Annotated in this window: 15 protein-coding genes; 8 read left to right on the plus strand and 7 right to left on the minus strand. The window is 41.0% G+C overall.

The window, feature by feature from the left end; translation table 11 throughout:
- Nucleotides 1-16 precede the first annotated feature (16 nt).
- From LU635_RS06025 to LU635_RS06050, 6 genes are read left to right on the plus strand one after another with little or no spacing between them, the layout of a single operon-like run.
- Entirely contained in the window at nt 17-895 is an 879-nt protein-coding gene (locus LU635_RS06025) for a cell division protein FtsX (protein ID WP_240097230.1), read from the plus strand.
- 46 nt (nt 896-941) lie between these two features.
- Nucleotides 942-1,199 carry a DUF3098 domain-containing protein gene (locus LU635_RS06030; RefSeq protein WP_240097231.1) on the plus strand — a complete coding sequence of 86 codons (258 nt, stop codon included), beginning with the start codon at nt 942-944 and terminating at the stop codon, nt 1,197-1,199.
- 5 nt (nt 1,200-1,204) lie between these two features.
- Entirely contained in the window at nt 1,205-1,999 is a 795-nt protein-coding gene (locus LU635_RS06035; protein ID WP_240097232.1) for an undecaprenyl-diphosphate phosphatase, read from the plus strand.
- Nucleotides 1,989-2,705, plus strand: coding sequence for a tRNA pseudouridine(55) synthase TruB (gene truB / locus LU635_RS06040; protein ID WP_240097233.1), 717 nt, complete (start codon nt 1,989-1,991; stop codon nt 2,703-2,705). Before LU635_RS06035 ends, truB begins: the two co-directional genes overlap by 11 nt.
- A gap of 22 nt (nt 2,706-2,727) precedes the next feature.
- Entirely contained in the window at nt 2,728-3,444 is a 717-nt protein-coding gene (locus tag LU635_RS06045; RefSeq protein WP_240097234.1) for an energy transducer TonB family protein, read from the plus strand.
- Nucleotides 3,445-3,447: 3 nt separating this feature from the next.
- Entirely contained in the window at nt 3,448-4,041 is a 594-nt protein-coding gene (locus LU635_RS06050; protein WP_240097235.1) for a DNA-3-methyladenine glycosylase I, read from the plus strand.
- On the opposite strand, the gene aat is transcribed toward LU635_RS06050, so the two are convergent.
- From aat to LU635_RS06065, 3 genes are all read right to left on the minus strand, one after another.
- Nucleotides 4,034-4,672: a leucyl/phenylalanyl-tRNA--protein transferase gene (gene aat / locus LU635_RS06055; protein ID WP_240097236.1), complete on the minus strand. Its 639-nt coding sequence runs from the start codon at nt 4,670-4,672 to the stop codon at nt 4,034-4,036. The two genes, LU635_RS06050 and aat, sit on opposite strands and share 8 nt — an antisense overlap.
- A 79-nt stretch (nt 4,673-4,751) precedes the next feature.
- Nucleotides 4,752-5,123 carry a DUF3127 domain-containing protein gene (locus tag LU635_RS06060; RefSeq protein WP_240097237.1) on the minus strand — a complete coding sequence of 124 codons (372 nt, stop codon included), beginning with the start codon at nt 5,121-5,123 and terminating at the stop codon, nt 4,752-4,754.
- 5 nt (nt 5,124-5,128) lie between these two features.
- Nucleotides 5,129-6,001 carry a flavin reductase family protein gene (locus tag LU635_RS06065; RefSeq protein ID WP_240097238.1) on the minus strand — a complete coding sequence of 291 codons (873 nt, stop codon included), beginning with the start codon at nt 5,999-6,001 and terminating at the stop codon, nt 5,129-5,131.
- Between the two features lie 114 nt (nt 6,002-6,115).
- Between LU635_RS06065 and LU635_RS06070 the strand changes: the two genes are divergently transcribed.
- A complete protein-coding gene (locus tag LU635_RS06070; protein ID WP_240097239.1) occupies nt 6,116-7,264 on the plus strand; it encodes a sensor histidine kinase in 1,149 nt (382 codons plus the stop codon).
- On the opposite strand, the gene LU635_RS06075 is transcribed toward LU635_RS06070, so the two are convergent.
- The 3 genes from LU635_RS06075 to greA form a co-directional block, all read right to left on the minus strand.
- Nucleotides 7,261-7,674: an acyl-CoA thioesterase gene (locus LU635_RS06075; protein WP_240097240.1), complete on the minus strand. Its 414-nt coding sequence runs from the start codon at nt 7,672-7,674 to the stop codon at nt 7,261-7,263. The two genes, LU635_RS06070 and LU635_RS06075, sit on opposite strands and share 4 nt — an antisense overlap.
- The gene (locus tag LU635_RS06080) at nt 7,671-8,066 is read right to left on the minus strand and encodes an HIT family protein (RefSeq protein ID WP_240097241.1); all 396 of its coding nucleotides are present in this window, start codon (nt 8,064-8,066) and stop codon (nt 7,671-7,673) included. Before LU635_RS06080 ends, LU635_RS06075 begins: the two co-directional genes overlap by 4 nt.
- A gap of 95 nt (nt 8,067-8,161) precedes the next feature.
- A complete protein-coding gene (gene greA / locus LU635_RS06085) occupies nt 8,162-8,638 on the minus strand; it encodes a transcription elongation factor GreA (RefSeq protein ID WP_240097242.1) in 477 nt (158 codons plus the stop codon).
- 256 nt (nt 8,639-8,894) lie between these two features.
- On the opposite strand from greA, the gene LU635_RS06090 reads away from it, so the two are divergent.
- Nucleotides 8,895-9,323 carry a Rieske (2Fe-2S) protein gene (locus LU635_RS06090; RefSeq protein WP_240097243.1) on the plus strand — a complete coding sequence of 143 codons (429 nt, stop codon included), beginning with the start codon at nt 8,895-8,897 and terminating at the stop codon, nt 9,321-9,323.
- 65 nt (nt 9,324-9,388) lie between these two features.
- Here LU635_RS06090 and LU635_RS06095 read toward each other — a convergent pair whose 3' ends face one another.
- On the minus strand, nt 9,389-11,770 hold the full coding sequence (locus LU635_RS06095) for a TonB-dependent receptor (protein WP_240097244.1): 2,382 nt from the start codon (nt 11,768-11,770) through the stop codon (nt 9,389-9,391).
- Nucleotides 11,771-11,853 lie beyond the last annotated feature (83 nt).

The raw sequence follows: 11,853 nt of genomic DNA on the forward strand, positions 1-11,853 counted from the left end.
AATCTGAAGTCACTCTATGACCACATCTTTTGAAAGGTATCAGAAACGCCGACTCATATCCTCATATTTTTCAGTAGTTATAAGTATATCTTTGGTATTGTTCCTTTTAGGAATGCTGGGACTTTTGGTTTTGAACACCAAAAAGGTGGCCGATCATTTCAAGGAACAGATCGCCCTTACCGTATATCTGAAAGATAATGCGAAGGAGGTTGAGATCGAGCAATTGAAGAAAAGCCTGGCCATGGCCGATTATACAAAATCGACCAATTACGTATCCAAAGAAGAAGCAGCCGAGGCGCACAGTGAAGAGATAGGTGAAAATTTTATGGAGTTTCTGGGATATAATCCTTTACAGAACTCTATAGACGTTTATATGAATGCAGATTTTGTTTCCTCGGAACAGGTAGATAAGATCGCTGCAGACCTTACCGAAAAAAGTTTTGTAGATGAAGTGGTCTATGACAAACCCCTTATAGCCCTGCTCAACGATAATGTAAAAAAAATAAGCCTCTGGGTGTTGATCGCAAGTTCGGTATTTACATTTATTGCCGTTCTCCTTATCAATAGTAGCATAAGACTGGCAGTATACTCCAAAAGGTTTATAATCAAAACCATGCAAATGGTTGGTGCGACCAAGGGCTTTATAAGAAGACCCTTCATATGGCAGAGTGTTAAACTTGGAATTATCGGGGCCGTTGTAGCTCTTATCGGGATGGCAGGAGTTCTCTATTATCTGAACAACAGTTTCAGAGAACTTGATCTTTTAGGTGATGTAAAAATGCTGGCCACTTTATTCATCGGAATCTTCCTTATGGGAATTGTGATTACATGGATAAGTACGTATTTTGCGACCTCTCGTTTTCTTAACCTGAAAACCGATGAGCTTTATTATTGATAGCTAAAAGCCTAAAGCGATAAGCTTACAGCTTAAACTTTTAAAAATGAAAGAAGAAAACAATCAAAAAGGCAGTTTTAATACAGGATTCGTTTTTGGCAAAAAGAACTATACCTTTATGTTCATAGGCCTTGCAGTGATAGCCCTGGGCTTCATACTTATGTCTGGTGGCGGAAGTGAGGATCCAAACGAATTCAACGATGCTATTTATAATTTTCAAAGAATAAGGCTGGCACCGGCACTGGTACTCATTGGTTTTGCGATCGAGGTATACGCCATTTTGTTGAATCCCAGTAAAAAATAAGAATCTTGAACGCATTTGATGCTGCCATCCTTGGGGTGATCCAGGGACTCACTGAATTTTTACCTGTTTCTTCCAGCGGTCATTTGGAACTTGGAAAAGCTATACTTGGAGATACCAGCGTACCGGAAGAATCTCTTCTTTTTACAGTAGTTCTTCATTTTGCCACCGCTCTTAGCACAATAGTTGTCTTTCGAAAGGATATTTTTGAGATGATTGGAGGACTCATTCAGTTCAAATGGAATGAGGAGACAAAATTCTCTTTAAAGATCATAATCTCCATGTTGCCGGCTGTGATCATAGGTGTGCTTTTTGAAGATGAGCTGGAAGCTTTGTTCAGTGGTAATATCATCTTCGTTGGATTCATGCTTCTTATCACAGCATTATTACTCTGGCTTGCAGATAAAGCCAGGGATACTGGAAAAAAAGTAAGCTACATGAACTCCTTTGTGATTGGAGTCTCTCAGGCGATTGCCATGTTACCGGGAATTTCCCGGAGCGGGGCAACGATTTCAACATCTGTGCTGTTAGGAAATGACAAGACAAAAGCTGCTCGATTTTCATTTTTAATGGTGGTGCCCCTTATATTCGGAAAGATCGCAAAGGATATTCTTAGCGGAGACCTGGCACAGAGTTCCACTGAATTTTCTGTTTTAGCTATTGGGTTCGTAACGGCATTCATCGCTGGCCTGGTAGCCTGCACCTGGATGATATCCCTGGTAAGACAAAGTAAACTTTCATGGTTTGCGATCTATTGTTTTGTAGTGGGACTGGCTGCTATTATTTTTGCATATGCGCAATAAGGAATTTACCCTCGAAGAATTCAAAACCGGAGAAATACTTCTTTTTGATAAACCGCTGAACTGGACTTCTTTCCAGGTGGTCAATAAGGTAAGATGGCTCATCAGGAAAAGATGCCATATTAAAAAGATCAAAGTGGGGCATGCCGGAACTCTGGATCCACTAGCTACAGGTTTGCTGATCATCTGTACCGGAAAATTCACAAAACGTATTCCCGAGCTTCAGGGACAGATCAAGGAATATACAGGCACCATAACTTTGGGATCCACCACTCCTTCTTACGACCTGGAGACCGAAATTGACCAGAATTTCCCCACAGAACATATTTCGGAGGAGCTCCTTGAGGAAACAAGGAAAAAATTCATTGGCGAGATCGAACAAACTCCGCCGGTTTTCTCAGCCTTGAAGAAAGAAGGAAAAAGACTTTATGAATATGCCCGGGAAGGCAAGGAAATTGAAGTAAAATCCAGGAAGGTGGAAATTTCGGAATTCGAGATAGATACAGAAAATTTTCCAAAGATCCACTTCAGAGTAGTTTGCAGCAAGGGAACCTATATAAGAAGTCTTGCTCATGAATTCGGTCAGGCTTTGAACAGCGGCGCACATCTTTCAGAATTAAGACGCACCGGGATTGGGGAGTATTCTGTAGATGATGCAATGGATATCGAGTATTTCGAAAATTTGCTACCTTCACGAGAGAATAATTAAGTTTATTGACTGTTAATAAAGTATGGATTTTTTCGACAGGCATAAAGCCCTGATCATCACTTCGCTCTTATTTTCGATACTGATGCTGGGGCTGTATAATTTCAAGCTATCCTCTAATAACGACGAGGTAAGCGAGATGCTTGTGCAGCTGGATCAGATTAAATTAGAACAGCAGGAGGAAAAGGAGCCCGAAGAGCCTAAGGAACAGCAGCAACCCAATCGCAGAAATGTTCAGACTCACCAGGCTTACAACCAGGATAAAGAAACCCGGGAAGCCGATTTCAAGAATAAACTTAACGAGATCTTTGAAAAGAACAGTGCTGAACAGGAAGAGACTGAAAATGAAGATAATGAATCTTCGGAAGGCAATTATGCGCTAAACAGAAAAAATTCAGAGGAAAAAAAACAACGGTCTGATGGAGATGATTCTTCAGAAGAGACTTCTCAAAAATCCGCAGCTTACGATTATAGTTCGATTTCTTTTTCATTAAAGGGAAGACGTGCCGTAAGGATTCCCAATCCAGTATATACCTGTGATAAGGCAGGGAAAGTTGTAGTGAATATCACCGTGGATGCGAATGGATATGTGATCGACACCTCTATAAACCGTGGCAGTTCAACAACTAACAATGAATGTCTTACCGACAGGGCGCTGGAATATTCTGCAGGAGCCAGATTTAGCAAACTTGCTGGCAGGGATTCACAACCCGGAACCATTACCTATTATTTTAGATCTTAAACTATGGAAGAAGTTAAACGTTGTGGCTGGTGTGTTGGCGACCCTTTATACGAGGCTTATCATGATCTCGAATGGGGCGTACCCGTGCTGGATGATGAAAAATTATTCGAATTCCTTACTCTGGAAACTTTTCAGGCAGGACTAAGCTGGATCACAGTATTAAGAAAACGGAATAATTTCAGGCAGGCATTTGATAATTTCGATTACCAGAAGATCGCGCAATATAAGGATGCCAAGATCACTGAACTGATGCAGAATTCCGGAATCATCAGAAACCAGATGAAGATTAGGGCAGCTGTGACCAACGCCAGGGAATTCATGAAGATTCAGGATGAATTTGGCAGTTTTTGCCAGTATATCTGGAATTTTGTGGATGGAGAACCCATTCAGAATAAGATCAAAAATTATAATGAAGCACCGGCAACAACCGAGATCAGTGATAAGCTAAGCAAAGACCTTAAAAAAAGAGGCTTTAAGTTCGTAGGATCAACCGTGGTATATGCCCATATGCAGGCTACCGGAATGGTGAACGATCATCAAATAGATTGCTTCAGGCATAAGGAGGTAAAGGAACTGGGAAAGAAAGTTTCTATTTAAGGTAATCAAGGAACTGGCTGCGAGGAATCTCTTCGGCACCCAGGCTTTCAAGGTGCCTGGTATATACCTGGCAGTCTATTAGCTTTATTCCCTCCTTTTTAAGTTTTTCCACCAGCTTGATAAAGCCAAATTTAGAGGCGTTGCTAACCTTCGTGAACATGCTTTCTCCACAGAACATTTGTTTATCCCTGAGATATATTCCGTAAAGTCCGCCCACCAATTCATCCCTATCCCACACCTCGGTTGAAAAAGCAAGCCCTTCGTTATGAAGATGAAGGTAATTTTTCTTTATTTCTTCTGTGATCCATGTGCCGTCCTGTCCTTTTCTGTCAATCTGCCCGCAAGTATCCATCACCTTCTCAAACTCCTGGTTAAAAGTTACCCTGAATTTATTCTTATTCAGCAATGGCCGCATACTTTTTGCGATTTTGAGCTTTTCCGGAAAAAGGACCATTCTGGGATCGGGTGACCACCAGAGAACCGGCTGATCTTCATTGTACCATGGAAAAATTCCCTTGTAATAAGCTTCCCTGAGCCTTTCAGGACTAATATCCCTTCCAACGGCAAGAAGCCCGTCCTCGTCGGCTAAAATTACTGGTGGAAACTGTTCTAATGGACCTATAAAATACAATGGATGAAATTTAATATCTTAAAATAAAAAAGTCCGGATACATAAGCACCGGACTTTATAAAAATTTATCCTTTTTTAACTAGAAAGGGAGATCATCATAATCTTCTTCATTAAGATCGTTCGCCGGCTCAAACTGATCTGGTGGCGGCACATTTTGATCACCAGGCTGCTGTGCTGCAAGATTTTCAATTCTCCAGCCCTGGATAGAGTTGAAATATTTGGTTTCACCCTGCGGGCTTACCCATTCACGGCCTCTAAGGTTAATCCCGATCTTAACAGGTTGCCCTACCTGAAAGCTGTCCAGTAAACCGGTCTTATCCTGAACGAATTCTATCATTAAGGTCTGTGGATACTGCTCTTCTGTAGTTATTACCAGTTCCCTCTTCTGAAAACCATTGTTTCCAAAGGTCTTAGTTTCTCCAATAAGCTTAATTTTTCCTTGTACTTCCATTTCGTTTATTTTGCTAATAATATTTTCCAGGCATTTTCAGGCTGATGTTTTTCTAAATAAGCCTGTGCCTTTTTATGAATTTCCTCCTGATCACAATTTTTGATCAGTTGTGCGTCTTCTGGATTATTCTTCAAAAACTCCTCTATTTCACCATTTTCCGGAAATGTCTCAACATTCCCAAGTTTTCCAAGATCATTCCCGGTTAGTACCTTACTGTTTCTTATCTCCTGTGGAATGGAATCCACTCCTATCCCAAGTGTGGAAAGAGGCTTTGGCACCTCAAACATTCCAAGTCGCGCCCTGGTATACCAGTTACCACCCATCCGGGCTACCTGGTCTATCTTATACTGATCTATAAAACCATTCTCATCCAGGACATCTTCCTTGATATGCATTTTTACAACATGACAAATCACCAAATTTCCTGCTCCTCCTTCAGAACCTGTCTCTACAACCTCTTTGATCTTACATTCAAACTGCACGGGTGATTCAGCTACCCTGAAAGGCTTTACCAGGTCAGATTTCAGCATGCTTAGTCCGGCCTTTTCAAACTCATTCACTCCTTCAGCATATTCAGTACTGGAAAGTGACATTTGCTGAACCATATCAAAATTGACAATATTGATCACCACCTCATCGGTTTTCCTGGCATTCTCAAAAGTATGCTTGGTAGAGTTATCTCTTCCCCTTCTGGCCGGAGAAAAGATAAGCACCGGCGGATTGGAACCAAAAACATTAAAGAAACTAAAAGGTGAAAGATTGGGTCTGCCATTTTCATCAAGAGTACTGGCAAAAGCTATGGGCCTTGGGCCGATCGCTCCGAGCAGATACTGATGCAGTTTCCCAACGCTAACATCCTTAGGTTCTATACTCAACATAGGTTAATTTTTGTCAAAGATAAAGAAACGAGGAAGGAATGAAAAGCAATGCCTCACAATAAAAATAGATTTAAAACGCTTATATTTAATTCCGATTAAAAGCCGGAAAAATTCATGCATTTACCCGACGAGCGCAGCTTTAACCGCTGGTTTATCATTATTTCCTGTCTTGTGGTCATCATACTGGTGCTCTGGAACACAAGTATATTTTTTCAGCGGCTGAAGGAAGATGAAAGGGCCAAGATGAATATCTGGGCAAGGGCGCAGGAAGAACTGGCAAATGCTCCAGAAGATGCCGATCTTGACCTTGTTCTTGAGATCCTGAACAACAATACCAGCATTCCTATAATCCATACCGATGAACATGGGGAGGTCGCCTATACCACAAACATAGACCCTACCATCCTAGAAGATTCCGAGCGAACTCAGGAATATCTCGAAGACCTTAAAGATGAGAATGAGCCCATCGCTGTTGATCTTGGTGACGGACAAATCCAGTATCTGTATTACGGAAATTCACCTGCTCTCAATAAGTTGAAATACTATCCAATTGGTCTCACTCTAATTGGTTTTCTATTCATCGGCGTTGTCTACTTCTTTTATACCACAACGAAAAGCAGTGAGCAGAACAAATTATGGGCTGGAATGGCCAAGGAAACGGCGCACCAGATTGGCACCCCGCTGAGTTCTCTGATAGGCTGGACAGAGATCCTGAAAACAGAAAATATCGACCCTTCCTATGTTGAAGAGATGGAAAAGGATATAGAAAGGCTTAAGACCATTACCGAGAGATTCTCAAAGATCGGGTCTTTACCAAATTTACAGAAGACCGATATTGTAAGAGCTACCAGAGAAAGCTTCGAATATCTGAAATCCAGAAGTTCCAACCTTATAGAGTTCAGCATCAGAGCCCCACGACAGCCTATTTATGTGATGCTCAACGAGCAACTATACAGCTGGACCATTGAAAACCTCGTGAAAAATGCGATAGATGCCATGCGAGGCAAGGGATCTCTGAGTGTTGAGATCAAACAGGATATAAGACAGGCCCACATTTATATTACCGATACAGGTAAAGGAATCGACAAAAACAAATTCCGGGTAATCTTTGAACCTGGCCAGACCACCAAAAAAAGAGGTTGGGGACTAGGTCTGTCTCTAGCGAAAAGGATCATAGAAGAATACCACCGCGGGAAGATAAAAGTTGCCCGAAGTGAGATCCATAAAGGCTCAACTTTCCAGATAAGCCTCAAAAAAGTTTAGAATTCTGAAATTTTTTCCCGGAGCCATTCAGGGACAGGAAAGGTTTTATTTTGATCAAAGTCAAAACAAACCACCACATCCTGGCCTTCAGCGCATATTTCATCCTTTTCATTAAGAATAATATGTTTTAAACCAAAGCTCGAATTCCCGATAAAATCCAGTTTGGTTTTGATCACTGCCTTACCAGGATAAAAAAGCGGTCTTCTGAAATCACATTTGGTGGAAACCAGCATGGTCCCCTGATTGGAACCTCTATAGAAGTCATGAATACCGGAAGCTTCCCAGAAGTTCACCCGTCCGCTTTGAAGGTAACGCATGTAAGAAACATTGTTCACATGCTCATACATATCTAGATCACTCCAATCGATTCGAATCTCCAGGCTTAATTTAAAATCGGATAAATCGGTCACAGTTCAACTTTTGAACTAATACTGGCTGCAAGTTCCTTAAATTCCTCATCGCTCATCTCAACTTTATTCGAAAAATCCATATCTCCCATCTTATTCAGCGGAATAAGATGAACGTGCGCATGCGGGACTTCCAGGCCTACAACAGCCATCCCTACTCTTTTACAAGGCACCGTTTTTTCAAGTGCAAGAGCAACACACCTTGTAAAAAGCATCAGTTCATGATACATATCTGACTCCAGGTCCCAGATCTTATCAATTTCCTTTTTAGGAATACACAGAACATGGCCCTTTGTATTGGGATTTATATCCAGAAATGCTAAAAACTGACTGTTTTCAGCAACTTTATAGGCCGGTATCTCTTTTTTTACGATTTTTGTAAATAATGTTGACATAATCTGGTTGGTTTTTAATAAAATTAAAGAATCCTTTTCTCAAATCCGAAAATACAGATGAAAGAAAAGGATTAAATTTTGACTTAAACGAAAGCTTATTCCCTCCAGATCTCTATCACTTCAAATTTTACTGTGCCATTAGGAACTTCTATCTCGGCCGTATCCCCAACCTTCTTTCCTAAAAGACCTTTACCAATAGGAGAATCTACTGAAATTTTCCCGGATTTTAGATCGGCTTCGCTCTGGGCCACCAGTTTATATTCCATTTCGGCCCCGTTCGTTTGATTCTTTATTTTAACATGAGAATGCACCAAGACTTTAGACGTATCTAACTGAGACTCGTCTATAACTCTTGCATTCGCCACAACTTCTTCAAGTTTGGAGATCTTCATTTCCAACAGACCCTGAGCTTCCTTTGCTGCATCATATTCTGCATTCTCACTTAAATCTCCTTTATCTCTTGCTTCCGCTATCGCCTGAGAAGCCTTAGGCCTTTCCACATCTTTAAGATGATTGAGTTCATCTCTAAGCCTTTTCAACCCTTCTGGGGTATAATAAGATACTTTACTCATAACTTTCTCGTTTTAATAATTCAGGGCTTCAAGGAGGAAAAATTCCCTGTACCTGAATAAATACCTTATAATGATTTAGTAATAAATAAAATCCCTGGATACAGGATTGCCCGGATATAAAGGTTTAGCCCTCCGGGATTAAACTATTGCATCATTAACTGAAAAAATCCCATTTATAGCGGGATTTCTTTAAACAAATGTAAGAAATTTAATCGTTAGGTACAATTATATTATTTTCGTTGCAACTCAACTTTTTATGAAAAATTTTTTAAGTTTTTTATTCGTCTTTATACTGGTGACAGCCTGTTCCAGCTCTGATGATAATTACAGGAATAACCCCAACCTGCCAGATCTCAATTTCAGGTTTCAGTTAAACCTGAACTTTCCTGAATACAACGATCTGCAGTTTGCCGGCAACTCGTATGCTACCTATAATTACGGGGTTAAAGGGATAGTTATCTACAATATCAATAATTCGCAGTATGCAGCTTTTGAACTTAGCGATCCCAACCACCCGCCAAATGAATGTTCGGGAATGACTGTGAACGGCGTGATAGCCAGCTGTGGTTGTGATAATAATAAATATAATGTAATCACTGGTGAACTTACCGAAGGAGAAGGTCAATACACCATGAAGCCCTATCGCATCCAGAGGTCTGGTAATACTATAGAGGTCTGGAATTAAAAAAGCCCCCTTTTCAAACCCTACTTTATGAAAAGGAGGCTACTGCTCACAGGCTTCAAAGTCACTTACAACTTCAAAGTAAGCCCGAGCAGAAAATTAGTGGTTGCCTGCGGATAATAACCCGCTCCATCAAGGGTTTGAACTCCTGAAGGCAAATCTTCATTGGGAATGTCAAAAGTATAATAATATCCGTTAGAGACATATTCTTCCCCAAAAATGTTATTCACCAATGCGGTTAAAACAACTTCTCGAAACAACCAGGCTCCCTCCCAGCTGTACTGAATATTAAGATCATTCACGAAATAGTCATCCAGCTTAGAGTTTTCGGTCTCTATATTACTCATGTATTGCTCTCCCACATACTTCGAGAAGAAATTCAGTTCCAAACCATCTGTCGGCATATAGCTAAAAATGTTACCGGCAACTATTCCCGGAGAATAAGAAATGTCGGTATCACCATACTCAACCAGTTCTCCATTAAAGGTTGAAACGAAATCAACATTCTTATTCCGGCTAATGGCTATATTGGGTCTTAACGTGATTTTATCTGAAAGTCTGACGGTTGCATCCACTTCCAGACCTAACCGGTAACTGTTACCACTGTTTTCCCGTATAAAAGCCCCAACATCATCAATTCCGCCTGTTAACACTAACTGATTACGGTAATCCATAAAATAAAGGTTAGAATTGATCTGAACCGAAGGCTTGTTGAATCTCCAGCCAAGCTCAAAATCATTCAGTTCTTCCGGTTCGGGATCGCCGTTCTTGTAATCGGCACGACTCGGTTCACGGTTCGCTCTTGCATAGGAAAAGTAAAGCTGGTTAGCCGGATTGAATTCATAGGTGAGTCCGGCCTTCGGATTGAAAAAGCTAAAATTATCGTCATTCAGGAACTGGCTTCCATCATCCAGTATCCCATCTGTCTCATAATGCACCGTTCTAAGCTGAAGATCGGCATAACCCGCCAGCTTTTCGGTTATTGCAAAATTGGCCTTTCCATAGATATTGAAATCTGTCTTATCTGAAGTCCCAAAATAATACGGCTCATAAGGATCGTTGTTCCTGGCAAACCTGGTATATATCACTTCTCCAAAATGATCGCCTTCATATTTATTCCAGCCACCCCCAAGGGTCACATCCCAGTTACTGTTCTGGTAATTCAGACTAAAAACCGATCCGTAGAAATCATTATCCAGCCATTTCCGGCTTACAAGATCAGAAGAGGCTATCTCTTCCCCATTTGCCTCAAAAGACTGAAGACCAAAATTAGTTAAGCCGGCATCTTCGTTGAATTCCTCATAATAACCCCTTCCATAGGTATAATGAACGGCAATATTCGAAGACCAGTTAGTTCCGTAATCCTGATTCCACAATAACTGGTAATTGTCCTGAGTGTAATTATCAGTCTGGTTATCGTAGAATTTCATAGTGCCGTTTTCATCAAAATAGATCCCTGCAGGATTGAAAGTGCGATTATTTTCAAGGGTTTCCGCATCTATTCCATACCATGCCTGGTAAGTTTTTTCTTTTCCTCCAAAACCAAGGGCCTTAACCAGAGTATTCTCATCTACATAAGTTCCCTGAAGGAAATAGGATTTCAGATCACTGCTTGCACGGTCTATATACCCGTCACTGCGAATTTTAGACGCTCTTCCCGCCATCTCCCAGTGATCATTAATAAGACCGGTGCTGAATTTAACTGTATGCTTGAACGTATTATAAGACCCCACACTATTCGCTATCTCTGCCTGTGCCTCTTTCTTATACGAATCTGTGAGAATATTAAGACTGGCACCAAAGGCTCCCGCTCCATTGGTAGAAGTACCAACCCCTCTTTGCAGCTGAAGGTTCTCTACCGAAGAAGCGAAATCGGGAAGGTCTACCCAGAAAGTCCCCTGACTTTCCGCATCGTTATAAGGAACACCATTAATAGTAACATTCACCCGGGTCGCGTCACTCCCCCTAACTCTTATCCCGGTGTAACCTACTCCTGCTCCCGCATCTGAGGTAGTCACCACATTGGGCATATAGCTCATGAGCACAGGGATATCCTGGCCCAGATTGCGATCCTCAATCTCTTCATTGGTAAGATTACTGTAAGTTATAGGCGACTGTGCATTGACACGAACCGAAGAAAGAAAAACCTCATCAAGGCTTTCCTGTGCATCTGCAAGGTCAATATCAACTATTTTGTTAGAATTTAAAACCACTTTTTTAGTCAACCGATTCCCAAAGGAAAATACAATGGTATAGGTTCCTTCTTCAAGACTCAGGCTATAATTTCCATTTGAATCGGTAAGTGTTCCGGCACCCGTGCTCTTTACATAGACTGAAGCCTCTTCAATAGGCTCTCCGTTTTCGGAAACTTTTCCTGATAGTTTGAATTCCTGTGAATAGGCCTGTATGGAAAGTACTAGAAGGCCCAAAAAAAATAATACATTTTTCATCCGTAATGAATTTTACGAATAAAAAGGGGCGATTATTCCTGGTTTAAGTTTATAAATAAAAAAATCCTGACATGCCTTTATGG

The sequence above is a fragment of the Christiangramia crocea genome, from assembly GCF_022410465.1.
Classification (GTDB): Bacteria; Bacteroidota; Bacteroidia; order Flavobacteriales; family Flavobacteriaceae; genus Christiangramia; species Christiangramia crocea.

What these genes read in the sequence shown, in the direction of transcription:
- LU635_RS06025 (WP_240097230.1), top strand. Translation starts at nt 17, where the DNA reads ATGACCACATCTTTTGAAAGGTATCAGAAACGCCGACTCATATCCTCA.
- LU635_RS06030 (WP_240097231.1), top strand. Translation starts at nt 942, where the DNA reads ATGAAAGAAGAAAACAATCAAAAAGGCAGTTTTAATACAGGATTCGTT.
- truB (WP_240097233.1), top strand. Translation starts at nt 1,989, where the DNA reads ATGCGCAATAAGGAATTTACCCTCGAAGAATTCAAAACCGGAGAAATA.
- LU635_RS06045 (WP_240097234.1), top strand. Translation starts at nt 2,728, where the DNA reads ATGGATTTTTTCGACAGGCATAAAGCCCTGATCATCACTTCGCTCTTA.
- LU635_RS06050 (WP_240097235.1), top strand. Translation starts at nt 3,448, where the DNA reads ATGGAAGAAGTTAAACGTTGTGGCTGGTGTGTTGGCGACCCTTTATAC.
- LU635_RS06060 (WP_240097237.1), bottom strand. Translation starts at nt 5,123, where the DNA reads ATGGAAGTACAAGGAAAAATTAAGCTTATTGGAGAAACTAAGACCTTT.
- LU635_RS06065 (WP_240097238.1), bottom strand. Translation starts at nt 6,001, where the DNA reads ATGTTGAGTATAGAACCTAAGGATGTTAGCGTTGGGAAACTGCATCAG.
- LU635_RS06070 (WP_240097239.1), top strand. Translation starts at nt 6,116, where the DNA reads ATGCATTTACCCGACGAGCGCAGCTTTAACCGCTGGTTTATCATTATT.
- LU635_RS06080 (WP_240097241.1), bottom strand. Translation starts at nt 8,066, where the DNA reads ATGTCAACATTATTTACAAAAATCGTAAAAAAAGAGATACCGGCCTAT.
- greA (WP_240097242.1), bottom strand. Translation starts at nt 8,638, where the DNA reads ATGAGTAAAGTATCTTATTATACCCCAGAAGGGTTGAAAAGGCTTAGA.
- LU635_RS06090 (WP_240097243.1), top strand. Translation starts at nt 8,895, where the DNA reads ATGAAAAATTTTTTAAGTTTTTTATTCGTCTTTATACTGGTGACAGCC.
- LU635_RS06095 (WP_240097244.1), bottom strand. Translation starts at nt 11,770, where the DNA reads ATGAAAAATGTATTATTTTTTTTGGGCCTTCTAGTACTTTCCATACAG.